We start from the raw sequence: 26,230 nt of genomic DNA, 5'->3' as shown, positions 1-26,230 counted from the left end.
GGACTCGGGCATGGATCAGCACGACCAGCACGACCAGCACGACCGGCACGATCGGCAATACGACAGCGGCTTGCAGAAGCGCAAGCAGGTGATGGGCGAGGAGTATGTCGAACGGGCCTTTAACAAGGCCGACGACTTCAGCATGCCGCTGCAGGAATTCATCACGCGCAATGCCTGGGGTACGGTCTGGTGCCGCGACGGCCTGGACATGAAAACCCGCAGCCTGATCACGGTCTCGATGCTGACCGCGCTCGGCCGCTCCCAAGAGCTGAAAGGACACTTGCGCGGCGCGCTCAACAATGGCGCCACGCCGGAGGAGCTGCGCGAAGTGCTGCTGCATGCCGCCGTCTATTGCGGCGTGCCGCTGGCGGTGGATGCCTTCCGCATTGCGCAGGAAGTGGTGGCCGACTGGAAGCCGGCCCGGACACAGGAATCGAAAGCCTGAGACTGAAAGCCTGAGACTGCCGCGCTCAGGCGCGATGTTCATGCAGGCATGATCCCTGCATGAACATCGCCTGCAATCATAATCAACGCAGCGGCGATGGCGTCGCCCGCTCTGCCGCACAGGGAGAATGAACGATCAACCTGACAGGAGACGGCGGTGAAAAATTCCTTCGTGCGCAGTTTTTACATCGGCTTCCTCTCCCTGCTGCTCACCGCCTGCGGAGGAGGCCACGACGACAGTCCGTATGTCGCATTCAGCACCGTGCTCAGCGGGCGCGAAGTGGTGCCTCCGGTTGCCAGCAATGGTTTCGGCAGCGCCGTGGCCACGGTGGATCTCGACCGCATGACGCTGCTGGCGACGGTCGTCGTCAACGGTGTCGCCGCCACCGAGGCGCACTTGCATATCGGCCGCGTCGGCACGGTCGCCCCGCCGTCGTTCGGCTTCTCCAATGTGCCGGGCACCACGCTCTGGACGCTCAGCATTCCGCTCACCCGGCCGCAGATCGATGCCCTGTGGGACGGCGATTTCTACATCGACGTGCATAGCCCCGCCGCGCCGGCCGGCGAGATTCGCGGACAGCTGCTGGATTATTTTCCGTCCTTCGAGCAGGTGGAGACGCTGGTCCGGGTGCGGCAGCAGTCGCCGCTGGCGGAAGAGCAATTGCGGCAACTGCGCGATATCGAAGAAGCGGAAGACGGCTGGGGCTTCAGCGGCGTCGGTCTTACTGTCGGCTTCTAAGAGCTTCCAGCGGCTTCCAGCGGCTTGCATCGGCTTTCGACAGCTTACGTCAGCGAAGGGCCTTGCCGCATCGCGATGGAGCGGAGAGCGGCAAGGCGTGCAGGTCAACGCGGATACAGCTGATAGATTGCGTTCGCGTAATCGTCCGAGATCAGCAGGTTGCCCCGGGCATCGGGAATCACGTCGACCGGGCGTCCCCATACCGTGCGCGCCGCCGGGTCGGTCACGAAGCCGGTGACGAGATCATATTCGGCGCCGGCGTTGCCTGCCGCATCGAAGGGAAAGTAGGACACCTTGTAGCCGGCGCTCAGGCTGGTGCAGTTCCAGCAGCCGTGCTGCGCCACCGCGGCACCGGAGCGATAGGCGGCGGGCGCCGCGCTCGCCTGCAGGAAGCTGAATCCCAGAGGCGCGGAGTGAGCCCGTATGCCTTTCGCGGAACGGTCCACGGCGGCGCAGTTGAGAGCGGTGCCATCGCGGTTGAGATCGAAGTCGGCCATGACGTCCAGATTGCTCATGGTGGCGTTCGGCGCGGAATTGCAGAACGGCCAGCCGTAGTCTCCGCCGTTGCGCACCGACGTAAACAATTCGGGCGGATATTCATCGACATAGGCGGGCAAGGTCTTGCCATAGTCGTTGGTGCCATCGCCGTCGACATCCCCGTTCACCGCCACTTTTATCTCATCGCGGTTATTGACGGTGACCCACAGTATGTTGGTGCCGGGGATGAAGTCCAGTCCCTCGGCATTGCGCAGTCCCCGCGCATACAGTCCGCGCTCTTTGCCGTCGGCCGAATACTGGTAGATTGCGCCGCGCACCGGATCGCTGACCGTATCCTCGGCGCAGGCATTGCAGGCGGAAGCGACCGAGACATAGAGCTTGTGGTCCGGCGACAGGGCAATATTCTTCAGTTCATGTCCGTAGGTGCCGCCCAGTTCGGCCAGCGAGCTGTCGGGCAGATCGGCGACCACGGTTTCGCGCGCGCCGGTCGCGGTTTCGTTGGGCTGATAAACCGAGCGTGTCACGCGGTTGGTTTCGGCCACATACAGGTAAGTGACGCCGTTGATGGCGTGGAACACCATGTCGTGCGGACCGCGCAAGCCGGTTGCATAGTCGAAGGCCTGCGGCGTATCGCCCGCGCGCTCGCGCAGCAGGACGATCTTGCCTTCGCTCGGCACCGACACCAGCACGTCGCCATTGGGCGCCAGCGCCATGAAACGCGCCTTGTTCACCCGGGCCCAGACGCGCACGCCGAAGCCGGGGGGAACCACCAGGTTCCTGGCGGTGTTGAAGGGTTCCTGCGCCAGGGCGGCGGGCACTTCCAGCGGCAGCACCACCGATGCCGCAGCCGCCTGCTGCGCCGCCGGCGCAGCGCTTGGAGTCACGGGTGAGGCGGCTGTCGCTCCCCCGCTTCCGCCGCCTCCACAACTACCGAGAAATGCTCCGCCCAGCATGATTGTCAGCACACGTGCGCAAGCACGCTGTGCCGGCCGTTCCATCGAAAATCTCATATTGCGCTTTCATTAATAATTCCACTGCTCGATGGATAACAATTCGATACGTTGGTTCAACGCTGATACATCAAGGCATGTATTGCGAGCCGCAAGTTGGCGCAGAACAATGTAGCGGGGAAACATGGAAATGAAGGAAGAGAAAGAGGGGGGAAAAGCCGAAGCTGGAAGATCAACTTGCCGGCGCCTTCGAAGCGCTCTACAGCCAGTATTCCAGCAGGCGTGTTCCCATCTCGCGCATGCGTTCCCTCAGGCCGCGCTTGCGCCACTGTTCAAGCATGATTTCAGTGGACTCCTGCAGGTCGCGCTGGAACAGGGCTTCCATGCGGTCGGCGAATTCCGTGCTCAGGATCACGGCATTGATTTCATCGTTGTGCAGGAAGCTGCGCATGTCGAGATTGGTCGATCCTATGGTTGACCAGACGCCGTCGATGACTGCCGTTTTTGCATGCAGCATGGCCGTCTTGCGTTCATACACGCGGATGCCGGCGCTGAGCAGTTCATCGTAGTACGAGCGTCCCGCATACAGCAGGATACCGACGTCGGTGAAGCTGGGGAAAATGATGCGCACATCGACGCCGCGCCGTGCGGCGTCGACCATGGCATCGATGATCTGGCGATCCGGCACGAAGTACGCGGTGGTCAGATGCGCATACTTGTCGGCGTGGGCGAGCGCCGAGATATACGTCTTGTACACCGCGAAGTCGGCCCGGTCCGGCGTGCTGCCGATGGCACGCACCAGCGACTTGCCCACCGGCTTGAGCGGCGGAAAATATTTCGCCTCCCGCGGCGCCTGGCCGGTCTGGCGCTGCCAGGTATCGAGGAACATCTTCTGGAAATCGGCGACCACCGGCCCCTCGATCTGCATATGGGTATCGCGCCATGCCGCATCGTTGGCGTCTTTCGGCGGCGGTTCGTCGCGCCGGCTCTTGAGGAAGGAACTCTTGCCGTAGACCTTGCTGATATTGACGCCGCCGGTGAACGCAATGCGGCCGTCGACCACCAGCAGCTTGCGGTGATCTCGCTGGTTGACGTCCCAGCCGCGTTTGGCTTCGAGCGGGTTGACCGGATTGAATTCGACCACGCCGATGCCGGCGGCACGCATGCGGTCGAAAAATTCACGCGGCGTATTGAGGCTGCCCACGCTGTCATAGATCAGATTGACGCGCACGCCGGCCGACTGCTTGGCGATCAGGAGATCGGCGAGTCCGCGGCCGATCTCGTCGGCTTCGAAGATATAGGTTTCGAGATTGACATGGTCGCGCGCGTCGCGGATCGCGTTGATCATCGCGCGCATGGTGGCGGGTCCGTCATCGAGCAGCGCGACCTTGTTGCCGGCCACCAGCGGCTGTCCGCTGATGGCTTCCTCGGCCGCCGCATGCTTGGACAACACATCGGTGTCGCCTGCCTTCGCCGCCAGGTCGTCGAGCAGGGCCTGCTTGCGCTTGTCCGGCAATTTTCCATTGGCGCTGACAATGGTCGGCTCGGCCTTGCCGACCAGGTCGCGGTTGCTCAGGTAACGGACATCCGGCAGGCTTGCGCAGCCGGCAAGAACAAGGAGGCAAAGCAGCGCTCCGGCGCTCCTGAGCCGGGCAATCAGCGGCAGCGGCGATGCACCTGGTATGCGCATCCAATTCTTCTTTCTTTGTTATTGCTTCTGGTTCGGGGCGCCATGCGGCCTGTTGATTCTTTGGAGTCGCTTTGCCGCCGGATAATTCATGCAACCCTCACATGACTTGTTTTTCGTTAAACTGGCCGGCATGCAAATTGTTGGAGTGGATTTCACCTCGGCGCCGCGGCGCGCCAAACCGATCACGGTGGCTGTCGGCGAGGCCGACGGCGCGGTGCTGCGCATTGCGCGCGTCGACAGCCATGCCGGCTGGGCTTCCTATGAGGACTGGCTGGCGCAGCCGGGGCCCTGGGTAGGCGGCTTCGATTTTCCTTTCGGGCTGTCGCGTGAACTGGTCGAGCATCTTGGCTGGCCGCAGACCTGGGCCGAACTGGTGACGCATTGCGCCACGCTGGAGCGCGCCGAATTGCGGACCACCTTCAAGGCTTTCTGCGATGCGCGGCCGGTGGGCAACAAGTTCGCGCATCGCGTCACCGACGGGCCTGCCGGTTCCAGTCCTTCGATGAAATGGGTGAATCCGCCGGTGGCCTACATGTTTCATGAAGGCACGCGCCGGCTGCTGGATGCCGGCGTGACGGTGTTCGGCCTGCATGCGGGCGACCCGCGGCGCATTGCATTGGAAGCCTATCCCGGCCTCGTCGCTCGCGCCGTCACCCGCGCCTCCTACAAAAGCGACGAACGCGCCAAGCAGACGCCGGAGCGGCGCGCGGCGCGCGAACGCATCGTGGCCGCGCTGGAGGACGGCACCCATCCGCTCGGCGTGCGCGTTGTGATGAAGAAGGCGCTGCGGCGCGAACTCATCGAAGACGGTACGGCCGACTGGCTGGACGCGGTGCTGTGCGCAGTGGCGGCGGCATGGGCGGTGCAGCGACCCAATTACGGCCTGCCGCTGCAGCTCGATCCGGTGGAGGGATGGACTGCCGGCGCGATGCATGAGGGCATCGCCTGAGCATCGTCGATGCGATCGAACGCGACGGCAGTGTTCGGGGAATGTCGGGAGAATGCAGGCGGGATGCGATGGTATCGCCGTATTGTTGGTATTGCCGTATCGCCGGTATCGCATGCCGGCGACAGGTCGCCGGCATGCGAGGTGGATCCCGCGTGGTCGCATTGCCTTGCCGTTGCGGCTTCGGCAATGCGGATGCCGCATCATGGAGAGACAGTCCGGGCATGACGCCCGCGATGCGGCGGAGGGTTCAGATGCGCATCAGACGCTGGGCCCGATCCTTACCTTGTTGACACTGGAAATGGCGTATCCCTTTGCGCTGATCTGTTGATAGGCATCCTCTGCGCTGATGCCATGCAGCGGTTCATTTCCGGCATCGTCGAGATCGACGTTGGTCTCGGCGCTTTCCCAATCGATATTGGTGGCCTCATCCGGAATGGGGCGTCCTTCTGGTACGGCGAGGTAGGAATACTTGCCTTCCTGTTCGGGGCGTTTGTACACATCAACTTTCATGGTGACATCCTTTTAAAAACGGGTGTTTGCTATTGACCTTATGGCATGGCAAAAGGTTGCGCGTTGCCGCAAGAACCCGCTGCCGGTTTTTGTTCCGGCATCACATGCAGTCTTGTTCCTGGCGTCGCTGTCCTTTTGATATCGATCAAGCGTAGTCGAGGTAAGACAATAGTTATCGTTCTGAAAAACTTGCGTAAATAAATGTTTCAGAGTTGCATAAACGAATATTGAACGTTGGAAAGTCCGTATTTAGAATGGGCAACGTTGCATCCCATCAATGGGGTGCAGCGGATTCGGCGGTTCGCATGACGAGCCGGTGTGTTTGCCCTTCGATGTGTATGGATTTATGCCTGACCTACTATTTAAGAAGCGCGCCGAGAAGAAGACCCGGTTTTTCTCCGCATTCCGCTCCACGGTTTTCGCCACACTCACTCTCGCTACCAGCCTTCTTGCGTTTTCGTCCACAGCTCAGGCAGTCATCCTCGACACGACCCTCAACGAACAGGTCGTGATGGTGCCGGCAGCTTCCGGCGGCAGGACGGTGGAACTCGAAACAACGATTTTCAAACCCCTCGGCAACGGCCCCTTTCCCTTGCTGATCATGAATCACGGCAAGGCCCTCGGCAATCCGCGCAACCAGAACCGCGACCGTTTCCTGGTCATCAGCCGCGAGTTCGTCAAGCGCGGCTATGCCGTCGTAATTCCGATGCGCAAGGGCTTTTCGAAGTCCAGCGGCGACTATGCCGATCCCGGCTGCAACATGACCGCCCACGGCCAGCTGCAGGCGGAAGATCTCGACAGCACGCTGGCCTATCTGCGCACGCAGGGCTGGGCCGACAATGACAATATCGTGGTGGCCGGTCAGTCCTACGGCGGCCTGACCGCGCTGGCCTTCGGCACGCATGCCTCGCCGGGCGTGAAAGGCCTGATCAATTTCGCCGGCGGACTGAAGATGCACGGCGGCGACTGCCGCTGGGAACAGTCGCTGGTGCAGGCATTCGCCAGCTATGGCGCCAGGACCACGCTGCCCAGCCTGTGGTTTTATGGCGAGAACGACAACCACTTCGGCCCGGCGCTGGCGGCGCGCCTGCGCGATGCCTATGTGCAGGCCGGTGGCCGCGCCAGGCTGATTGCCTATGGTGCGTTCAAGCGCGATGCGCACGGCATGAGCGGCAGCCGCGACGGCGTCAAGATCTGGTGGCCGGAAACGGAAAAATTCCTCAGGGAAGTCGGCATGCCCACCGACACCTTGTATGCCATCAATGAGGAATACAAGTTTCCGAAGACCGAGTTTGCAACGATCGACAACGTGGAAGCCATTCCGTATCTGCGCGGCAGTGCGCGCGAGCAATACCGGACTTTCCTGAGCAAGTCGCTTCCGCGCGCCTTTGCCGTATCGCCGACCGGCGCCTGGAGCTGGGCCGAGGACGGCGACGATCCGGCGGCGCAGGCGCTGGCCGATTGCCAGAAAAACAGCAGCCAGCCCTGCCGCCTGTATGCGGTGGACGACCGTGTCGTATGGTCTGATGAACAGGGAATTGCCGCTTCCACGGCAACCGCGGCGGCACCGGCTCCGGTCACCACTTCGGCCATCACCGGCCCCTGATTGTGGCGTATGATGGTCGGCTTTTTTTGAGGGCCGGCCATCATGACCAATGCTTGCGGTGTCGACTTCGGCACATCCAACTCCACCGTTGGCTTCCATCGTCCAGGCCAGCCCGCGCTGCTGGCGCTGGAAGATGGCAAGCCCACTCTCCCCTCGGTCGTTTTCTTCAATGCCGAAGACAATGCGGTCAGCTTCGGCCGCGCCGCGCTGACCGATTATCTTGCCGGCTATGAAGGCCGCCTGATGCGTTCGCTCAAGAGTCTGCTCGGCACCAGCCTGATCGACAGCCAGACCGAAGTGCTCGGCCGCGCGCTGTCTTTCCGCGAATTGCTCGGCCAATTCCTGCGCGAACTGAAATCGCGCGCCGAACAGGCGGCGGGCAGGAGCTTCACCCAAGCCGTCTTCGGCCGGCCGGTGCACTTCATCGATGACGACGCCAAGGCCGACCGGCTTGCGGAAGACACCCTGCGCGAGATCGGACACAGCGTCGGCTATCGCGACATTGCCTTCCAGTATGAGCCGATTGCCGCCGCCTTCGATTACGAGTCCAGTCTGTCACGGGAAGAACTGGTGCTCATCGTCGACATCGGCGGCGGCACCTCCGACTTCTCCCTGGTGCGCCTGTCGCCGCAGCGCGCCAGCGGCAGCGACCGCCGCGATGACATTCTCGCGACCGCCGGCGTGCACGTGGGCGGCACCGATTTCGACAAATACCTGAACCTGTCCTGCGCGATGCCGCTGCTCGGCCTCGGCACGCGCATGAGCAACAACAATGAAGTGCCGTCGAGCTATTACTTCAACCTCGCGACCTGGCACACCATCAATTTTGCCTATACGCAAAAAGTGTGGCGCGAGTTGCAGGATGTCTATCGCGATGCGCGCGAACGCGACAAGCTGGCACGCCTGCTGAAGCTGATCGAACAGCGCGACGGCCACTGGCTGGCGCTGAAGATGGAGGAGGGCAAGATCGCCTTGTCGGGTGCGGATCGCACTTCGCTGCATCTCGACCGCCTCGCCGCCGATCTCAACCTGGTGGTGCATCGGGCCAGCTTCGATGCGGCCATCGGGCATCTGGTCGACAGCGTGGGCAAGACGCTGGGCGGACTGCTGCGCGATGCCGGCATCAATGCGGAGCGCATCGACACCGTCTTCTTCACCGGCGGCTCCAGCGGCGTGCAGTTGCTGCGCCAGAACATTTCCGCGCTGCTGCCGAACGCGAGGCGCGTCGAAGGCGATCTGTTCGGCAGCATCGGCGCCGGGCTTGCGCTCGATGCCGTTCGAAAATTCGGCTGAAAAATCCCGCCGGCAGATTCGGCCGGCATTGATGCAGCGCCAGCGCTGCTCCGCTTGCCGATAGCGGCGCGAAACTTCGCGCAAGTGTGCTTGTCTTTCCTTTCACTGAAAGGAAAGCAAGATGCCGGAACAGAAATGGCCGCAGACAATCTGGATCGTCCGACACGGGCAGAGCGCCGGCAATGTCGCGCGCGATGAAGCCGAGGCCGCGGGCCTGCCCCTGATCGATATCGCCACCCGCGACATCGACACGCCGCTGTCGGCACTGGGCGAGCAGCAGGCCGATGCCCTTGGCCACTGGTTCGGCCAGCTGCCTGCGGAGCAGCGTCCCACCGTTGTCCTGTCTTCATCCTATGTGCGGGCACGCCGCACCGCCGAGATCGTGCTGCAATCGGCCGGCATCGCCATCGACGACATCACCTTCAATGCCGACGAACGGCTGCGTGAAAAGGAATTCGGCATTCTCGACCGGCTGACCAAGTTCGGCATCGTGCAGAAGTATCCGGAGCTGCACGAGCAGCGCGCCCATGTCGGCAAGTTCTATTTCCGCCCGCCCGGCGGCGAAAGCTGGTGCGACGTCATCCTGCGCCTGCGCAACGTGCTCGACACCATCAGCCGCGAATACCGCGGCGAGCGTGTGCTGATCGTCGGCCACCAGGTCATCGTCAACTGCTTCCGCTACCTGTTCGAACGGATGGACGAGCGCCAGATACTGGAAATCGACCGCGCCGCCGACGTGCCGAACTGTTCCGTCACTTCCTATGAATTCGATCCCTCGCGCGGCAAGAATGGCAAGCTGGTGCCGCGCCTGATCAACTTTGTGGCGCCGCTGCGGGAAGCCGGCGCGCCTATCACCGCCGAGCCGGATGTGCCGGCGGCCCCGAAATCCTGACGGAGACATGATGAACGACACATCGCGGCCCGAGCCCGTGCTGGTGGATGATGCGCTGCTGCGGCAGTGGCCGCTGCCCATGCCCGGCGTGGAGGGCGACAAGGAAGAGCGCGGCAAGGTGCTGGTCATCGCCGGCTCCCGGGAAATTGCTGGGGCGGCAATCCTGGCCGGCATCGGCGTGCTGCGCGCCGGCGCCGGCAAGCTGGCGATCGCCACCGTGGACAGCGTCGCGCCCCTGCTGGCGCAGGCGATTCCCGAAGCGCGCGTGATCGGCCTGCCGGAGACCCGGTCCGGCGACCTCGCCGGCGCGGCGGCAATGGACAAGATCGGCGGCATCATCGGGCGCTACGGCGCCTTGCTGATCGGACCCGGCATGCAGAACGAGGATGCGATCTGCGATTTTGTCGCCGGCCTGTTGCCGCATCTGGACGGCAGGCCGCTGCTGCTGGATGCGAGCGCGATGAGCGTGGTGCGCCAGGCGGGCGGCCACGGCAAGGGCCACGGCAAGGCCGACGACATGGGCAATGATCAGCCGGCCCGCATCAGCCGCTTCGATGTTCCGGTGCTGCTGACGCCGCATGCCGGCGAGATGGCGCATCTGAGCGGCGCCGACAAGGAGGAAGTGCAGGCCGATCCGGTCGGCGCCGCATTGCAGGCGGCACGGCGCTGGAATGCGGTGATCGCGCTCAAGGGCGCGGTCACGCATATCGCGGCGCCCGACGGCCGGCTCTGGCGGCATGAAGGCGGCAACGTCGGTCTCGCCACCTCCGGTTCCGGCGACACGCTCGCCGGCATCGTCACCGGCCTGATGGCGCGCGGCGCGCCGCTGGAACAGGCCTGCGCCTGGGGCGTGGCATTGCATGCGCGCGCCGGCGAAAGGCTGTGCCAGCGGCATGGTCCGCTCGGCTACCTGGCGCGCGAAATCCTCGATGAGATTCCGGCGTTGATGCACCGCTTGCGGCCGCAGTAGAATCGGCTTTTCGCCATTCTTCCTGCCGCCCATGTCCGTTCACGACGCCGATGCCGCCGCCATCCAACGCTGTTCCTGGGCCAATCCGCGCTATCTCGCCTATCACGACGAGGAATGGGGCGTGCCCTGCCATGACGAGCGCCGCCTGTTCGAGATGCTCAACCTGGAAGGCGCGCAGGCCGGCCTGAGCTGGGAAACCGTGCTCAACAAGCGCGACAACTACCGCATCGCCTTCGACGGCTGGGACGCGGAAAAGATCGCCCGCTATGACGACGCCAAGGTGGCCGAACTGCTGGCCAATCCCGGCATCATCCGCAACCGCCTGAAGGTCGCCGCCGCCATCACCAATGCCCAGGCCTACCTGCGGCTGCGCGACGAGGCCGGCGGCCTCGCGCCCTATCTGTGGGCCTATGTCGACGGCAAGCCGATCCTGAATGCCTGGACCGGCAAGGGCGACACGCCAGCCAAGACCCCGCTGTCGGACCGCATCTCGAAAGACCTGTCGAAACGCGGCTTCAAGTTCGTCGGCTCCACCATCATCTATGCCTACATGCAGGCGACCGGCCTGGTCAACGACCATGCGGCCGGCTGCTTCCTGCATCCTCACGCCGCCGCCGAGTAAGCCGACAGGGAGGACTTGAGCCGCACCGCGGGCGCCGCCGCCAGCAGGCGCCTGCCGAGCACGCCGCCCTGGCGGATCACGAATTCGGCGAGCAGCGATGCATACTCCTCCGTCACCGCCGAGCGCACCGAAGGCCGCTGCGCCAGCGCCGCCCGCCACGCGCGCAGCTTCGGCGCATCGGCGAAGAAGTCGATGCCGCTGACGGCATCAAACACGTCGAAGTAGCGGAACACCGGCGCGAAGGCCGCATCCACCAGGCTGAAGCGCTCGCCGGAAAAATGCGGGCCGTCGCCGACAGCCTTCTCCAGCTGGCGGAAGCGGTCGGCCAGCACGGCGGCTGCCGCCTCGTAGGCAGTATTGTCCTGCGCGGTATAGAAGCTCCAGATCGCATTCAGGGTGGCCGATGCGAACTCGATCCAGGCGCGGTGCCTGGCGCGCTGCAGCGCATCTTGCGGATGCAGCGCCGGGCCGACGGTGTCTTCCAGGTATTCGCAGATCACGGCCGATTCGAAGACCACATCATGGCCGACGCGCAGCACCGGCGTCTTGCCGAGGGGAGACAGGGCGAGAAACCATTTCGGCTTGGCGTTCAGATCGATGTCGATGCGCTGGTAATCCACCTGCTTTTCCTTGAGCGCGATGACGGCGCGCTGGACGTAAGGGCAGAGCTTGTGGCTGATGAGAGTCAGGGGAGGATGGGAAGTGGTGGTCATGGCAAGATTCTCCGGTGGTGGATGAGGGCGGCATGCGCCGCCGCACGGCATGCTTGAATTACTTGATCAGGCCCTCGGCCCGCATCGCCGCCTGCACCGCCGGCCTGGCCTGGATGCGCTTGCGGAAGGCGACCAGCGCCGGCCATCTTTCCAGTTCGATACCGACGAAGCCGCACCAGCCGGTGGTGACGAACAGATAGGCATCGGCCACCGAGAAGCCGCTGTCGAGCAGATGATCCTGCGTCGACAGGTGCTGGGCGACGTAATCGAAGCGCTTGCCGAGCAGTTCCTTGAACTGGGTCTTGGCCTCGGCCGGCATGCCCGGCTTGAACAGGGGTGAAAAGCCTTTATGGATTTCCGAGGTGATGAAATTGAGCCAGGACTGCAGCTTGTACCTTTCCATCGTGCCGTTGGCCGGCGCTAATCCCGCTTCCGGCGCGCGGTCGGCGATGTACTGCATGATGGCCGGGCCTTCGGTCAGCACCAGGCCGGGCTCGATCTCCAGCGCCGGCACATAGCCGTTCGGATTGACGGCGAGGTAGTCCTGTCCGCTTGCGGTGCGGCCGGCGGCCGGATCGACCTTTTCCAGGCTGAAGCCGAGGCCGGCTTCGCGCAGGGCGATGTGCGGGGCAAGCGAGCAGACGCCGGGGTTGTAATAGAGTTTCATGGCAGATCCTTTCAGAGCGGGTTGGCAAATGGGTGAGGCGTCGGGAGGATGTCAGGCGGTCCGCAGCCGCACGGGCAGGGCCGTCGCGGCCGGGCGCAATGCGAAGGCGCCGTCGCCCAGCAAGCCGTGCACCACCGACATCGCGATCAGGAACAGCGGATATTCCCAGCCGCCGTTGGCATTGCTGAAGACCCAGCCGTTGCCGATATGCGCGGCCATCGCGCCGGCCATGACCGGCAGCAGCAGGAGCGAGGCGATGCGGCCATGCCAGCCGAGCAGGATCAGCGCGCCGCCGGCAAGTTCGAGCAACACCACCGGCCAGGCGATGAAGGCCGGCATGCCGTGGCTGGCAAGGAAGGCTTCGAAACCGGCGATGGTGAATACCAGCAGCTTGAGCAGGGCATGCGTGATCCACATGGTGCCGAGCGAGAGGCGCAGCAGGGTGGCGGCATAGGGGGCGAGACGTTGGTCGATCATGATGAATTTCCTTTCTGGTCGGGTTGCGGTGGTGTTAATGTACGTGTGCACCGACACAAGGAAAATAGGCATTCATGAAACCGATCTATGCAAAAACGCAAACCCCGCTCAGCCATGCCGACCTCGAGCTTGTGCTGGCGCTCGTGCGCGGGCGCTCGCTCGGCGGCGCGGCCGAGCGGCTGAAGGTGGATACCTCCACGGTATTCCGCTCGATCAAGCGATTGGAAAAGGACCTGGGCGAACTGCTGTTCGACCGCAGCCGCAACGGCTACCTGCCCACCGAACTGGGACGCGAACTCGCCGCCTATGCCGAGCGCATCGAGTCGCAGCTGCAGGAGGCGCGGGATGCGGCATCGAAGAGCGGCGGGGCGCCGTCCGGCGTATTGCGCATCACCACCACCGACACTGTTCTCAACGGCTTGCTGCTGCCGCTGCTGTCGCGCTTCACCGCCGCCTATCCGGGCATCGACCTGGAACTGATCGCCACCAATACGCTCGCCAACCTGAGCCAGCGCGATGCGGATGTCGCCATCCGCGCCACGCGCAAGCCGCCCGAGCATCTCGTGGGCAGCCGTCTCGGCACGATGCAGTCCGGCGTCTTCGCCGCGGAAAGCTATCTGCGGCGTTTCGATGACACGCCTCCCCTGGAACGGCTGGACTGGATCGCACTCGATGAATCGCTGGCCGAGCATCCTTCGGTCAAGTGGCGGCGCCAGCGCCTGCCCAAGGTGGTGCCGCGCTATCGCTGCAACAGCGTGCTGTCGATCGCGGGCAGCGTGGTCTGGGGCATCGGCGCCGGCGTGGCGCCGCTGTTCCTGCTCAGGGACAATCCGGCGGTGCGCATGCTCGAAGGGCCGGTGCCGGAACTGGAAACCGACTTGTGGATGCTGGCGCATCCGGATGTGCGCCATCTGCAGCGGGTGAAGCTGCTGTTCGACTTTCTGAAGGAAAACCTGGTGCTGCCATGACCGGCCGCCGCATCACCTGCAGAGCGTGAATAGTCCGGGCCGACATGGCCTGCAGGTGTCGGGCACCGTTTTTCGCCATGCATGCATTCGGGCATGTTTGCTGCGCAAGCTCAGTGCGGCTGCCCTTTGCCGTTGCGGCCTCTCAAGGGCAAGGCGCCGCGCTCTGGTACATCTGGAGGATGTGACAGATCCGTTCCGGGAGATTTCAGATGAGGTTTCTTTTCGCATCGCTTGCCGTCCTTGCGCTGCTTCCCTGCGCCCATGCCGCGGAGGAAGATATCAGCGGCGTCTGGGTCGCTTCGCTGTGTCCTCCGGACGTGCAGCGCGACAGCGGCAAATGTTCCAGTTTCGTGCTCGAACTGCATCAGCAGGGCGGCAAGCTGTGCGGCTCCCACCTGTTTTCCACCGCCGGCGCGGAGCGCATCGATGAAGGGGCGGCTCCTTCGCTGACCGGCGACATCAGCGATGCCGCCGCCCGCATCACCGTGGTCAGCGGCCGTTCGCCGGTGCGCGTGCCGGCTGAACTGAAGAAGGCCGGCAATACGCTGCAATGGACCCGGCTGGAAAACCCGAAGGGCGACTACCTGCTGCCGCCGTCCGCCCGTCTTGCCAAGTCGAAGAAGAAAACCATGTTTGCGCCGATGCTCGAGCAGGAACTGAAAGCGGCCTGCTCCTCGGTATTCGCCATGGCTGCCGAGGCGCAGCGCAAGCAGAACGAAGCCGCCGCCCCGGCGGAAGGGGCGGCCAGGAGCGAAGGCGCGCCCGCGCAGCCGCGCTGAATCTTCTTAGCAGGATGGCGCGACTTTCAAGATTTTCTCCGGCCTGAGGACTGATACATTGCTGCCCGTGGTTGCATTGGCAGCCGCATTGGTATCGCGTGCGCGCCGTCGCCGCAACTCGCGGCGGCGCACATGCAGTCTCTCCTCAGTGTCTCCTGAGGTTTGGAGTGGAGACATCTTGTCTTCACTCCATTTTTTTCCAGGTTCGTTTCCGGGCAGCCAAGGGACAATGGCGGCCGATGGAAGGCACGTACCGATTCCAGGTGATTCATTACGCATGGGATCGGCGGATTTCCTGCCCGGCAAGCCATGTCGCAGGCCCAGCCCAGGGCGGGACTATCGAATGCAACGCAGCCGGGCAGGAAAAGATGTGATCTTGTAACGCGGTCGACTGCCGCGGCATCGCCGCAAGTTCGTACAAGTCGCCGCCGCCTTCCCGGTTTACCATGCGCGGTTGAAAGGATTTTTCATGCCGCATTCCACCCGTTTTTCCAGTTTCGCCGCCGGCGCCCGCGATACGCTGCCCATGCTGGTCGGCGCCGCGCCGTTCGGCATCATTTTCGGCACGCTGGTCACGGCCGGCCCGCTCGCCGCCTGGCAGGGGCAGCTGATGTCGCTCAGCGTCTATGCCGGCTCCAGCCAGTTCATCGCCACCGGCCTGGTCGCCGGCCATGCCGGCATGCTGGTGATCTGGCTGACCACCTTCATCGTCAACCTGCGCCACATGCTGTATGCGGCCACGCTGCTGCCGCATGTCGCCCATCTGCCGGCGCGCTGGCGCTGGACGCTCGGTTTCTTCCTGACCGACGAAACCTTCGCCGTGATGAACGGCTATTACAGCCGCCATCCGCAGGCGCCGCTCGGCCACTGGTATTTCCTCGGCTCCTGCATCGCGATGTATGGCAACTGGCAGGCATGGACCTTGGTCGGGCTGTCCTTCGGTTCGGTGTTTCCGCAGCTGCAGTCGCTCGGCCTGGATTTCGCGATGGTGGCCACCTTCATTGCCATCGTCGTGCCGCAGCTGGGCCGGCTGCCGCATCTGGCCGCGGCGCTGGCGGCGGGCGCCTTCGCCTTCCTGCTGCGCGACCTGCCGTACAAGCTGGGCCTGATGTCGGCGGTGCTGATCGGCGTCGCGGTCGGCATGCTCATGTCGCGCCGTCATGCGGGTTTCAGCCGGCAGGCCAAGCGCCAGGCAAAGGAGGACGCCGCATGAATTACACGCTGATGATTCTCGGCATGGCCGCCGTCACGGTGGCCATCAAGGCCACCATCTTCGTGCTCGGCGGACGCGTGGCCTTTCCGCCGTGGCTGCAGCAGGCGCTGGGCTTCGTGCCGGTCACCGTGCTCACCGCCATCATCGTGCCGATGGTGCTGGCGCCGCGCGGCGAGGGGCTGGAGCTGAGCTGGCGCAATCCGCAGCTGGTTGCCGCCATCGTCGCCATCCTGGTCTGCGCGGCCACCCGCCGCCAGCTGCTGACCATCATGATTGCCCTCCTGGTGTTCTTCGGCTGGCAATGGATGGTGCTGCCAAACTGACAAGTCGCGGCAAAAATGCCGTACCAGCCTGGTCGGATATAGCCATTTGACATTGCAGTGCAACGCGATGGCTGTCAGAATTTCCCATAATCATTATTTTTCCACCGGAGATGACATGACAGGCGCTCTCGGACTGCGCGGCAAATCCGTTCTCGCGTTGTTCGGCACCTGCATGCTGGTACTGCTGCTGGCCGGCGTGGCGGGCTGGCAGGCGGTGGAATCCATCCGCTCGCATCTCGGTGCGGCGTTTACGCGCAACTTCACGCTCCTGAACCGGGAGCGCATCCTCGCGCCGGTGGCCCGCGAGCTGGCGCTGTCGCTGCGGCTGGCGCGCTCGCAGTCGATCCAGCAGTGGCTCAAGGACGAGAACGATCCGCAAAAGAAGGCCATGGCGCTGCAGGAAGCGGAAAGCTTCCGCAACGACTTCGACGACAAGTCGTTCTTCCTCGCTTCCGCCTTGTCATATCACTATTACTTTTCCGATACCAAGACCCCGACCAACGGCGAGCCGCGCTATTCGATCAAGCCCGATGATCCGCATGACATCTGGTTCTTCAATTCGCTCAAGAGCGATGCGCCGTTCAACATCAATGTCGACCCCGACCCCAAGCTCGGCCTGACCAAGGTATGGTTCAACGTGCTGGTGCGCGACGGCGAGCGCAAGCTCGGCCTGTGCGGCACCGGCCTCGACCTGTCGGACTTCCTGCGCGACTTCATCGCCACCTCCGAGCGCGGCGTGACGCCGATGATCGTCGATGTCAACGGCGCCATCCAGGCGCATCCCGACAACCGGCACATCGCCTTCAATTCCGGCGCCGGCGTGGATGCGCGCGGCAAATCCCTGTTCGGCCTGCTCGAGCACAAGGGCGATGCGGCACGCGCCCGCGCCGCGCTCGATAGCGCCGCCCGCCATCCCGGCACCACCGAGCCCTTCTTCGCCACGCTGCATGGCAAGAAGCAGCTGCTGGCCGCGTCCTATATTCCGGAACTCAAATGGCATGTGCTGACCGCGGTCGACCTCGATGCCGCCGAAGTGATCGATACCAGCCTGCCGACATGGATCGCGCTGGCGGTATTCCTGCTGGTGGGCATGGTGATGGCCGGCTTCGTGTACGCGATGAACCGGCTGGTGCTGGCGCCGCTGCTCAAGCTCAAGCAGTCGGCGCGGGAAATGGCCGCCGGCAATTACGCGCTGGCCCTGCCGCCGGCCCGCAATGACGAGATCGGCGAACTGACCGCCGCCTTCGCCGCCATGGCCGGCAAGGTGCGCCGCCATACCGAGGAACTGGAAGACACCGTGCGTGAAAGAACGCGGGAACTGGTGCAGGCCAACCGCGACATGAGCGTGGCCCACAAGAAGATCAGCGACTCGATCTCCTACGCCAGCCTGATCCAGCGCGCCATCCTGCCGGACCGTGAACTGGCCGCCGCGCTGGGCGACAATCATTTCGTGCTGTGGCGTCCGCGCGATGTGGTCGGCGGCGACTTCTATGTCTACCGCGAGGTTGAAGGCGGTTGCCTGATCGGCGTCGTCGACTGCGCCGGCCATGGCGTGCCGGGCGCCTTCATGACCATGCTGGCGCGCGCCGCCGTGGACAAGGCGGTCGACGAGGCCGGAGCCCATGATCCCGCCGCCATACTGACCCGCACCGACGAAGTGGTGCGCTCCATGCTCAATGCCCGCGGCGGCCAGCGCGACATCGCCACCATCATGGATGCCGGACTGGTGCATGTCGATTTCGCAAGCCGCCGCGCGACCTTCGCCGGCGCCAAGATTTCGCTCTACTGGAGCGAGGGCGGCGAAAGCGACGAAAGCGGCGAGGTGAACTGCGCCAAAGGCGGCCGCCGTTCGCTCGGCGACCGCCAGCGGGGCGACTATGCGAACCAGACGGTCGACCTGCTGCCGGCGCGCACCTTCTATCTCACCACCGACGGCTTCCTCGACCAGGCCGGCGGCGACAAGGGCTTCGGTTTCGGCAATGCGCGCTTCATCGACATGCTGCGCCGGCATGCCCGCCGGCCGCTGGCAGAGCAGGGCGAAGCGTTTGCCTCCACACTGGCCGCCTATCAGGGCGACCATGCCCAGCGCGACGACATCACGGTGGTCTGTTTTCGATTCAACTGATACTGACGTTACGGATATTCCATGCTGATCGACTTGTTCTCATTGCAGCAAACCTACAACCAGCAGCGCATCATGCTCTGCTTCAACGGTCCTTTGACCAGAAGCCTGATCGAAGAGATCGGCAATGCGCTGCGCAACTACATGAAGCTCGAAAACGCCACGCCATCGTCGGCCATGGATGTCTTCGGCGCCTATATCGAGATGACGCAGAACATCCGCCATTATGCGGCGCGCAAGGGCTGGGCCGACAATGAGGCATCGGCCACCGTGGTCATCGCGCGGGATGCCGAAGGGCGCTACGTGGTCCTGGCCGGCAATATCGTCGACAGCGCCGACGGCGCCGGCCTGACCGGGTGCGTGCAGCAGCTCGCCGCGCTCGACAAGACCGAACTCAAGGCGCGCTACAAGGAGCAGCTGCGCAAGCCGCGCGAGGATGGCAGCACCAGCGGCGCCGGGCTCGGCCTGATCGATCTGGCGCGCAAGGCCAGCGAACCGCTCTCCTGCTCGCTGCAGACGCTGGAAGATGGCCGCGCCTTCTTCAGCCTGCGCGTCGTCATGTAACCCCGGTAAGGAACAGGAATGAATAATCTGCACATAGACGGTACCCAGTCAACGCCCTCCATTTCCGCCGATGCCCAGGCCGGCCTCATTGAAATGCGCGGCGACTCCTATCCCGAGAATTCCTACGAGCTGTTTTCTCCGGTGATGCAGTGGATAGACAATTACTTCGCCGCCGGCGACCGCAAGCTCGTCCTCAACCTGCATCTGCTTTATCTGAACACCAGCAGCGTCAAGGCCATGATGGACATTTTCGACATGCTCGAGGAGGCGCACCGCGCAAGGCGCGACGTGGCGGTCAACTGGTATTACGACGAACAGAATGAACGCGTGGCCGAACTGGCGGAGGAGTTCAGGGAAGACTGCAGCTTTCCCTTCATGATCAGCAGCCAGGCAGGTTGAGCGTGCGCAGCGACAAACACATCGAGCAGAGAGTCGAGGGCCTGCTTTCCGATGCGAGCCATCAGGACAATCCGCTGCGGCCGGCGCTCGACGAGCTGTATGCGGAGTTCCGCGGACTGCTGCACCAGATCGACCGCGTCACCCGCATTTCCGACCGCTACCAGCATGTCAGCCGCGAGGAAAAGCTGTCGCTTGCCGAGCGCTACCAGAAGCAGCTGCGCCAGCTGGAAAAGATCGCCCGCATCTCCGACCGCTACCAGTCGATGATGCGCGACCTCAATGAAGCGCTGAAAGAGGCGTCCACCCGCGATGCGCTGACCGGCATCGGCAACCGCCGCATGCTGATGGAGCGGATGAAGACAGAGTCGGCGCGCGCCGACAGGCTGCACCGGCCGCTGACGGTCGCCATGCTCGATGTCGACCGTTTCAAGTCGGTCAACGACGCACATGGCCATGAAGCCGGCGACAAGGCGCTCATCGAGATCGCGCATGCCATCGTGGCAAGCGTGCGCGACTATGATCTTTGCGGCCGCTGGGGCGGCGAGGAATTCATGATCATCATGCCCGAGATCGGCGCCGTGCAAGCCGCCATCATGGTCGAACGGGTGCGCCATGCGGTCATGGCGCTCGATATCTCGGCCGGGGATACGCGGCTGGCGCTGTCGGCCAGTTTCGGCATCGCCGAACGCCGCCATGGAGAGACAGTGTCGGAGACCATCAACCGCGCCGACGCGGCCATGTTCGACGCCAAGCGCGACGGCCGCAACTGCTACAGGATCGCGCCCTGAGTTCTGCCAACTGAAAGAAGCCGCCGTTTCGGCTACACTTGCTTTCTGCGCGGCGGCCTTTGCAGCTCTTGTGCCGTCGCCTCAATGCGGGCTGGCCCCGCATCCGCCTCATGAAAACGGGTACGAACCCGTCTTTCCCTGTCATCCCGTGGACGGCCACGGACCCCCTGAAAGAAAAACAATGTCCTGGATACTGCTATTGATCGCCGGTCTGCTCGAGATCGGCTGGGCCATCGGCCTGAAATACACCGAAGGATTCACGCGGCTGTGGCCTTCCGTCGGCACCATCGTATCGATGATCCTGAGCGTGGTGCTGCTCGGCGTGGCGATGAAGACCTTGCCCGCCGGCACCTCCTATGCGGTCTGGACCGGCATCGGCACCGCCGGCACCGCCATACTGGGCATCGTGCTGCTGGGCGAATCGGCCTCGGCTGCGAAGCTGGCCTGCGTCGGGCTCATCCTGTGCGGCGTGGCCGGGCTGAAGTTTTTCGAATAGAACCGGCAGGGCCGCGTGGGCCGGCATGCCCGCCCACGCGGCACGTCGCATCCGACGCGCTCAACGCCTCCGGCGATCAGGCGGCCTTCTTCCTGCGCTTGGGTGCCAGCAGGGTGCCGCGGCAGGATGGCGTGCCGCACAGGCATTGATACGCCTTCTTCAGCGCCGGCGTGTGCCGCTGCTCCATGATCAGGCCATAGTCGTAATACAGCTCTTCGCCGCGCTTGATGTCGCGCAGCGCGTAGATGAACACCTTGCCGTCCTCTTCGCGCGCCTCGCAGTTCGGCTCGCAGGAGTGATTGATCCAGCGCGAATCGTTGCCCTCGTCGCCGCCGTCGATGATCCTGCCGCTCTCCAGGCTGAAGAAGAAGGTGTGGAAGCTGTCGGCCGGCTTCAGGTTCTCACGGCGCACCGCCTCCTTCCAGCTGATGCGCTTGCCCTGGTATTCGATGATGCGGGTGCCTTCCGGGATCTTGCGGGTGGCGAATACGCCGTTGCCATGGATTTTCGAATGGCGCACGGCATAGTAAGGTTGGGCTGCTGCTGCGGTGTCGGCGGTGCTGGCTGTTTTCATGGGGGCGGTAAGGTGGATGGCTGCCTGGTGGTGCGAATGAATAATCTGTTGGTCAAATGCTGGACGAAAATCACGCCGGTACTGCATCGACAATGCGCGCAAGGCTTCGGCCTTGCAGCGCCGGTTTTCTTGTCCCGGCAGGATGTCGCCATCCTTGCCTTCTTAAACTCGCATCACCGGAATATCGTTGACGATGGCTTGTTCCGTACGGACAAACAGCGAGTGTAAACAATCGTGCCGCATCATGCATGCGGCGGCGCAGATTTTTGAGCGAGCGCCCGTGCGCCGCTACAATGAAACGTCCTTCCTCCTCTTTTCATCATGCCCGCTCATCGCCTGACTCCCGTCACCCTGAAGCTGCAAGACGGCATTCCCTATGCCGATGCCTATGGCGACATCTACCATTCCGCCGAGGGCGGCCTGGAGCAGGCTCGCCATGTCTTCCTCGGCGGGAACGGCCTGCCGGAACGCTGGCGCGGGCGCCGAGGTTTCACCATCCTCGAAACCGGCTTCGGGCTTGGCCTGAATTTCCTCGCGACCTGGCAAGCCTGGCGCGAGGATCGGGAGCGCCCCGCGCAGCTGCATTACGTGGCCATCGAAAAACATCCGTTCGCCGCCGCCGATCTGGAACGGCTGCATTCCCTGTGGCCGCAGCTGCAGCCGCTGTCGGCGCAGCTGTGCGCCGCCTGGCCGCCGCTGGTAGCGGGTTTCCATCGGCTGATGCTTGATGAGGGACGCATCGTGCTCACGCTGGTGTTCGGCGACATCGCCGACTGCCTGCCCGACATCCAGGCCGCCGCCGATGCCTTCTACCTCGACGGCTTCGCGCCCAGCCGGAATCCGGAGATGTGGTCGCCGCAGATCCTCGCGCGTCTCAACCGCCTGGCCGCGCCGGAATCCACGCTGGCCACCTATACCGTGACCGGCAACGTGCGGCGGACGCTGATGCAGGCCGGTTTTCTCTGCGACCGTCCGCCCGGTTTCGGCCGCAAGCCGCAGATGCTGGTGGGCCGTTTCGCACCTCGCTGGCAACAGCCGCCGCGCGTGTCGGTGCAGGACCGCCGCGCCATCGTGATCGGCGCCGGCATTGCCGGCAGCGCCGCCTGCGAGCGCCTTGCCGCGCGCGGCTGGCAGGTCACGCTGATCGAGCGGCATGCGCGGCCGGCGCAGGAAGCTTCCGGCAACCTGGCGGGCATCGTCATGCCGATGATGTCGCGCGACGGCAACCAGGCCTCGCGGCTGGCGCGCGCCGCCTACCTGTTCGCGATCGCCCAGTGGGCGCGGCTCGGCGGCATCGGCACCGCCTTCGCCGGCCGCCAGTGCGGGGTGCTGCAGCTGGCGCGCGACGGCGAACAGGCGAGGGTGCAGCAGGCCACCTTGCAGGAACTTGGACTGCCCGGGGATTTCGTGCGCTGGGTGGAACCGGAAGAGGTGGCCGCGATGACGGGAAATGCGGCATCGCAGGGAGCATGGCTGTTTCCCCGGGGTGGCTGGGTCACGCCGGCCAGCCTGTGCGAAGCCATGCTGGCTGCCTGCGGACCGAACCTTGTGCGCCTGTTCGGCCGGGGCGCTGCCGCGCTGGAACGCCGCGATGGCACCTGGATGGTGCGCGATGCGGCTGGCGCAGAAATTGCAAACGCTCCGGTTGTGGTTGTCGCCGGCGGCATTGATGCGCATCGGCTGCACCAGACGCGGAACCTGCCGCTCGATGCGGTGCGCGGGCAGGTCACCCACCTGGATCTTGGCTCCGAAAACGCTCCGCCGCTGGTGATCTGCGGCGACGGTTACGTGACGCCGGAAGTGCAGGGCTTGTGCACGGTCGGCGCCACCTACGATGTCGATGCTGAAACGGCCCTGCGTCGTGACAGCCAGGAGGAAAACCTGCGGCGGCTGGCGCAGCTGCTGCCGGCCGTCCAGGCTGACGATGCACCGGCTGCGGAACTGCGCGGGCGGGTTGGCTTTCGCTGCGTGACGCCGGACCGCATGCCGCTCGTGGGCGCGCTGCCGGATGCGGACCTCCCCATCACCGGCAGCCGCTTGCGCGATGTGCCGCGGCATCCGGGCCTGTATGGATTGATGGGATACGGCTCGCGCGGATTGATCTGGGCGCCGTTCGCGGCGGAGCTGCTGGCATCGGTGCTGGAGGGCGAGCCTCTGCCGATCGAGCGCAGCCTGTTTGATGTGCTTGATCCCGCGCGGTTCGCATTGAAGGCGTATCGGCGGGGGTAAGGGGAAAAGCTGACGTTTCCATACATTCCACTCTCCCGCAGGCGGGAGAGTGGCAGGGGTGAGGGCGGCTGTATCGGCCGCAGAAGGTTTTGCCATCCCCTTCATTTCCAAGCTTCGCCCCGCGCTGCGCCTTACGAAACAGGTCTGCCTTCACCAGTGAATGATCAAACGGCTTCGTTCATTTGCCCGGCGCATGGTCATGCCTGTCATTACTGCACGCCGAAATGCGGTCATTCATTGCGGTCATTCATGCGCATGGCAATCCATGAAGACGAACGCCATCGAGCGCCATCGCGCCTTCATATTCGATGATGCGCTTTTTCCATCAGGCCCAAGGCGGGAACTGCGCCGCCTTTGCCCGCCAATTCCATCGATTGCCCTTCCCGCATGCGCAAAGCCTGTGCAATGCGTGTACAGGGCTGTCGCATTTATGCAGCGCGGGTCTTCAACTGAATCTTAAAAATTCATCAAAAAATCGCCTTGCGTGACCATGGCTGCGTTAAAAAGTTTTGTGCAATCGAATCGGAAAATCAAAAAATATCGCGATAAATAATCGTTTGAAAAGAGTATTTGAAAAGGCATTTTTTTAAGAGTCAGCGCTTACAAAAAAAAGCCGAAAATTTCCTAGCGACCAGTGAAAATCGGGCGTAGTATGAAATTGCGGAGTGGAAATTCAGTCTTGAATCCGACCCCAAAGTGACCGGCATTTATATCAAAGGAACCCCCATGAAAATCTTTGACAACTACGCAGCACGGTATGAGCGGACTCGGGAAGAGGAATACTCCCTGCAGGAATATCTGGAACTGTGCAAGCAAGATCGCCTCGCTTACGCCACCGCTGCCGAGCGCATGCTCGAAGCCATCGGCGAGCCGGAAATGATCGACACGCGCCACGACTCGCGCCTGTCACGCGTCTTCGCCAACAAGGTTATCAAGATCTATCCCGCCTTCCGTGAGTTCTACGGCATGGAAGAGGTGATCGAGCAGGTGGTGTCCTACTTCCGTCATGCGGCTCAGGGCCTTGAAGAACGCAAGCAGGTTCTCTATCTGCTCGGTCCCGTCGGCGGCGGCAAATCCTCCATCGCGGAAAAGCTCAAGTCGCTGATGGAGCAGGTGCCCTTCTATGCGATCAAGGGTTCGCCCGTCAATGAATCGCCGCTCGGCCTGTTCAATGAACTCGAGGATGGCGACATTCTCGAAGAAGATTACGGCATCCCGCGCCGCTATCTCAAGACCATCCCCAGCCCGTGGGCAGTCAAGCGCCTGCATGAATTCAACGGCGACATCAACCAGTTCCGCGTGGTCAAGCGCTATCCGTCGATCCTCAAGCAGGTCGCGATTTCCAAGACCGAGCCGGGCGATGAAAACAACCAGGACATCTCGTCGCTGGTCGGCAAGGTCGACATCCGCAAGCTCGAGGATTATTCCCAGGATGATCCGGACGCCTACAGCTACTCCGGCGGCCTGTGCCTGTCGAACCAGGGCCTGATGGAATTCGTCGAGATGTTCAAGGCCCCGATCAAGGTGCTGCATCCGCTGCTGACCGCAACGCAGGAAGGCAACTACAAGGGCACCGAAGGCTTCGGCGCGATTCCCTTCGACGGCGTGGTGCTGGCGCACTCGAACGAATCCGAGTGGAAGGCATTCCGCAACAACAAGAACAATGAAGCGTTCCTCGACCGTATCTACATCGTGAAGGTGCCGTACTGCCTGCGCGTGTCGGAAGAGATCAAGATCTACGACAAGCTGATCCAGAGTTCCTCGCTGTCGAAGGCGCCCTGCGCCCCCGGCACCCTGAAGATGATGGCGCAGTTCGCGGTGCTGTCGCGCATCAAGGATCCGGAAAACTCCAGCATCTTCAGCAAGATGCAGGTCTATGACGGCGAAAACCTGAAGGACACCGATCCTAAGGCGAAATCGCGCCAGGAGTACACCGATTACGCCGGCGTCGACGAAGGCATGAACGGCCTGTCCACCCGCTTCGCCTACAAGATCCTGTCCAAGGTCTTCAACTTCGACAACACCGAAGTCGCGGCCAATCCGGTGCACCTGCTGTACGTGCTGGAACAGCAGATCGAGCGCGAGCAGTTCGCGCCGGAAGTCGAGCAGCGCTACATGTCCTACATCAAGGAATACCTGGCGCAGCGTTACGTCGAATTCATCGGCAAGGAGATCCAGACCGCTTACCTGGAGAGCTATTCCGAGTACGGCCAGAACATCTTCGACCGTTACGTGACCTTCGCCGACTTCTGGATCCAGGACCAGGAATTCCGCGATCCGGACACCGGCGAGAGCTTCGACCGCGATTCGCTCAACAACGAACTGGAAAAGATCGAGAAGCCCGCGGGCATTTCCAATCCGAAGGATTTCCGCAACGAGATCGTCAACTTCGTATTGCGTGCCCGCGCGCAGAACAACGGCAAGAACCCGGCATGGACCAGCTATGAAAAGCTGCGCACCGTGATCGAGAAGAAGATGTTCTCGAACACCGAGGAACTGCTGCCGGTGATCTCGTTCAACGCCAAGGCCAGCGCCGACGACGCCAACAAGCACCAGGAGTTCGTCGCCCGCATGGTCGCCAAGGGTTACACCGCCAAGCAGGTCCGCCTGCTGTGCGAGTGGTACCTGCGCGTTCGCAAGTCGTCGTAATCGGTTGCAACCTCTCCCGCAGGCGCGGGAGAGGCCGGGGTGAGGGACGCGGCGCGGCGCCCTGCGTCCGCACGATGCGGCTAGCCGTCGCCGTTCTTCACCCCAA

Annotated in this window: 26 protein-coding genes; 19 read left to right on the top strand and 7 right to left on the bottom strand. The window is 63.3% G+C overall.

Features of this window, described 5'->3' with window-relative positions; genetic code table 11:
• The first annotated feature begins 10 nt into the window (after nt 1-10).
• Complete coding sequence (gene pcaC / locus FH061_RS00665) at nt 11-445, top strand: 4-carboxymuconolactone decarboxylase (protein WP_151631971.1); 435 nt, start codon at nt 11-13, stop codon at nt 443-445.
• Between the two features lie 156 nt (nt 446-601).
• Nucleotides 602-1,183 carry a CHRD domain-containing protein gene (locus FH061_RS00660; RefSeq protein ID WP_151631969.1) on the top strand — a complete coding sequence of 194 codons (582 nt, stop codon included), beginning with the start codon at nt 602-604 and terminating at the stop codon, nt 1,181-1,183.
• A gap of 104 nt (nt 1,184-1,287) precedes the next feature.
• On the opposite strand, the gene FH061_RS00655 is transcribed toward FH061_RS00660, so the two are convergent.
• Both FH061_RS00655 and cls read right to left on the bottom strand, forming a co-directional pair.
• Nucleotides 1,288-2,691, bottom strand: coding sequence for a PQQ-dependent sugar dehydrogenase (locus FH061_RS00655; protein ID WP_192804835.1), 1,404 nt, complete (start codon nt 2,689-2,691; stop codon nt 1,288-1,290).
• Between the two features lie 199 nt (nt 2,692-2,890).
• Nucleotides 2,891-4,321 (bottom strand): cardiolipin synthase, encoded by a 1,431-nt coding sequence (cls, locus tag FH061_RS00650; RefSeq protein ID WP_151631965.1) that lies wholly within the window; start codon nt 4,319-4,321, stop codon nt 2,891-2,893.
• Nucleotides 4,322-4,409: 88 nt separating this feature from the next.
• Here cls and FH061_RS00645 point away from each other — a divergent pair, with 88 nt between their 5' ends.
• Nucleotides 4,410-5,270 carry a DUF429 domain-containing protein gene (locus FH061_RS00645; RefSeq protein WP_225984424.1) on the top strand — a complete coding sequence of 287 codons (861 nt, stop codon included), beginning with the start codon at nt 4,410-4,412 and terminating at the stop codon, nt 5,268-5,270.
• A gap of 258 nt (nt 5,271-5,528) precedes the next feature.
• On the opposite strand, the gene FH061_RS00640 is transcribed toward FH061_RS00645, so the two are convergent.
• Nucleotides 5,529-5,780, bottom strand: a complete 252-nt coding sequence (locus FH061_RS00640; RefSeq protein ID WP_151631963.1) for a DUF6139 family protein — start codon at nt 5,778-5,780, stop codon at nt 5,529-5,531.
• Between the two features lie 346 nt (nt 5,781-6,126).
• Between FH061_RS00640 and FH061_RS00635 the strand changes: the two genes are divergently transcribed.
• The 5 genes from FH061_RS00635 to FH061_RS00615 all read left to right on the top strand — a co-directional run bounded on the left by FH061_RS00635 (nt 6,127) and on the right by FH061_RS00615 (nt 11,163).
• Nucleotides 6,127-7,386, top strand: a complete 1,260-nt coding sequence (locus FH061_RS00635; protein ID WP_151631961.1) for a dienelactone hydrolase family protein — start codon at nt 6,127-6,129, stop codon at nt 7,384-7,386.
• A gap of 42 nt (nt 7,387-7,428) precedes the next feature.
• Complete coding sequence (locus FH061_RS00630; RefSeq protein ID WP_151631959.1) at nt 7,429-8,679, top strand: Hsp70 family protein; 1,251 nt, start codon at nt 7,429-7,431, stop codon at nt 8,677-8,679.
• 121 nt (nt 8,680-8,800) lie between these two features.
• Nucleotides 8,801-9,571: a histidine phosphatase family protein gene (locus tag FH061_RS00625; protein WP_151631957.1), complete on the top strand. Its 771-nt coding sequence runs from the start codon at nt 8,801-8,803 to the stop codon at nt 9,569-9,571.
• Between the two features lie 7 nt (nt 9,572-9,578).
• Complete coding sequence (locus FH061_RS00620) at nt 9,579-10,541, top strand: NAD(P)H-hydrate dehydratase (protein WP_225984423.1); 963 nt, start codon at nt 9,579-9,581, stop codon at nt 10,539-10,541.
• Between the two features lie 31 nt (nt 10,542-10,572).
• Nucleotides 10,573-11,163, top strand: coding sequence for a DNA-3-methyladenine glycosylase I (locus FH061_RS00615; protein WP_151631955.1), 591 nt, complete (start codon nt 10,573-10,575; stop codon nt 11,161-11,163).
• Here the strand turns inward: FH061_RS00615 and FH061_RS00610 are convergent.
• The 3 genes from FH061_RS00610 to FH061_RS00600 are packed head-to-tail and all read right to left on the bottom strand — an operon-like array spanning nt 11,145 to nt 13,020.
• Nucleotides 11,145-11,876, bottom strand: a complete 732-nt coding sequence (locus FH061_RS00610; protein WP_151631953.1) for a glutathione S-transferase family protein — start codon at nt 11,874-11,876, stop codon at nt 11,145-11,147. The genes FH061_RS00615 and FH061_RS00610 overlap by 19 nt on opposite strands.
• 58 nt (nt 11,877-11,934) lie before the next feature.
• Nucleotides 11,935-12,543 (bottom strand): glutathione transferase GstA, encoded by a 609-nt coding sequence (gene gstA, locus FH061_RS00605; protein WP_151631951.1) that lies wholly within the window; start codon nt 12,541-12,543, stop codon nt 11,935-11,937.
• 51 nt (nt 12,544-12,594) lie between these two features.
• Nucleotides 12,595-13,020 carry a DoxX family protein gene (locus FH061_RS00600; RefSeq protein WP_151631949.1) on the bottom strand — a complete coding sequence of 142 codons (426 nt, stop codon included), beginning with the start codon at nt 13,018-13,020 and terminating at the stop codon, nt 12,595-12,597.
• A 74-nt stretch (nt 13,021-13,094) separates the two neighbouring features.
• Here FH061_RS00600 and FH061_RS00595 point away from each other — a divergent pair, with 74 nt between their 5' ends.
• The 9 genes from FH061_RS00595 to sugE all read left to right on the top strand — a co-directional run bounded on the left by FH061_RS00595 (nt 13,095) and on the right by sugE (nt 20,672).
• On the top strand, nt 13,095-13,988 hold the full coding sequence (locus FH061_RS00595; protein ID WP_151631947.1) for a LysR family transcriptional regulator: 894 nt from the start codon (nt 13,095-13,097) through the stop codon (nt 13,986-13,988).
• Nucleotides 13,989-14,197: 209 nt separating this feature from the next.
• Entirely contained in the window at nt 14,198-14,767 is a 570-nt protein-coding gene (locus FH061_RS00590) for a hypothetical protein (RefSeq protein ID WP_151631945.1), read from the top strand.
• A 469-nt stretch (nt 14,768-15,236) separates the two neighbouring features.
• Complete coding sequence (locus FH061_RS00585; RefSeq protein ID WP_151631943.1) at nt 15,237-15,980, top strand: AzlC family ABC transporter permease; 744 nt, start codon at nt 15,237-15,239, stop codon at nt 15,978-15,980.
• Nucleotides 15,977-16,303, top strand: coding sequence for an AzlD domain-containing protein (locus tag FH061_RS00580; RefSeq protein WP_151631941.1), 327 nt, complete (start codon nt 15,977-15,979; stop codon nt 16,301-16,303). Before FH061_RS00585 ends, FH061_RS00580 begins: the two co-directional genes overlap by 4 nt.
• A gap of 115 nt (nt 16,304-16,418) precedes the next feature.
• A complete protein-coding gene (gene siaA, locus FH061_RS00575; RefSeq protein WP_151631939.1) occupies nt 16,419-18,428 on the top strand; it encodes a biofilm regulation protein phosphatase SiaA in 2,010 nt (669 codons plus the stop codon).
• A gap of 21 nt (nt 18,429-18,449) precedes the next feature.
• A complete protein-coding gene (siaB, locus tag FH061_RS00570) occupies nt 18,450-18,989 on the top strand; it encodes a biofilm regulation protein kinase SiaB (RefSeq protein WP_151631937.1) in 540 nt (179 codons plus the stop codon).
• A gap of 18 nt (nt 18,990-19,007) precedes the next feature.
• The gene (gene siaC, locus FH061_RS00565) at nt 19,008-19,388 is read left to right on the top strand and encodes a biofilm regulation phosphoprotein SiaC (protein ID WP_151631935.1); all 381 of its coding nucleotides are present in this window, start codon (nt 19,008-19,010) and stop codon (nt 19,386-19,388) included.
• 2 nt (nt 19,389-19,390) lie between these two features.
• Nucleotides 19,391-20,176, top strand: a complete 786-nt coding sequence (siaD, locus tag FH061_RS00560; protein WP_151631933.1) for a biofilm regulation diguanylate cyclase SiaD — start codon at nt 19,391-19,393, stop codon at nt 20,174-20,176.
• A gap of 181 nt (nt 20,177-20,357) precedes the next feature.
• Nucleotides 20,358-20,672, top strand: coding sequence for a quaternary ammonium compound efflux SMR transporter SugE (gene sugE, locus FH061_RS00555; protein WP_151631931.1), 315 nt, complete (start codon nt 20,358-20,360; stop codon nt 20,670-20,672).
• A 76-nt stretch (nt 20,673-20,748) separates the two neighbouring features.
• Here the strand turns inward: sugE and FH061_RS00550 are convergent, their stop codons facing one another.
• Entirely contained in the window at nt 20,749-21,246 is a 498-nt protein-coding gene (locus tag FH061_RS00550) for an SET domain-containing protein (RefSeq protein ID WP_151631929.1), read from the bottom strand.
• Nucleotides 21,247-21,567: 321 nt separating this feature from the next.
• Here FH061_RS00550 and mnmC point away from each other — a divergent pair, with 321 nt between their 5' ends.
• Both mnmC and FH061_RS00540 read left to right on the top strand, forming a co-directional pair.
• Nucleotides 21,568-23,475, top strand: a complete 1,908-nt coding sequence (gene mnmC / locus FH061_RS00545) for a bifunctional tRNA (5-methylaminomethyl-2-thiouridine)(34)-methyltransferase MnmD/FAD-dependent 5-carboxymethylaminomethyl-2-thiouridine(34) oxidoreductase MnmC (protein WP_151631927.1) — start codon at nt 21,568-21,570, stop codon at nt 23,473-23,475.
• A gap of 726 nt (nt 23,476-24,201) precedes the next feature.
• Nucleotides 24,202-26,124, top strand: coding sequence for a PrkA family serine protein kinase (locus FH061_RS00540; RefSeq protein WP_151631925.1), 1,923 nt, complete (start codon nt 24,202-24,204; stop codon nt 26,122-26,124).
• Nucleotides 26,125-26,230: the final 106 nt, after the last annotated feature.

The sequence above is a fragment of the Noviherbaspirillum aerium genome (assembly GCF_008929045.1).
Classification (GTDB): Bacteria; Pseudomonadota; Gammaproteobacteria; order Burkholderiales; family Burkholderiaceae_D; genus Noviherbaspirillum; species Noviherbaspirillum aerium.
Note: the sequence above shows the minus strand (reverse complement) of the source record. Positions and strands in the feature narration are given on the sequence as shown.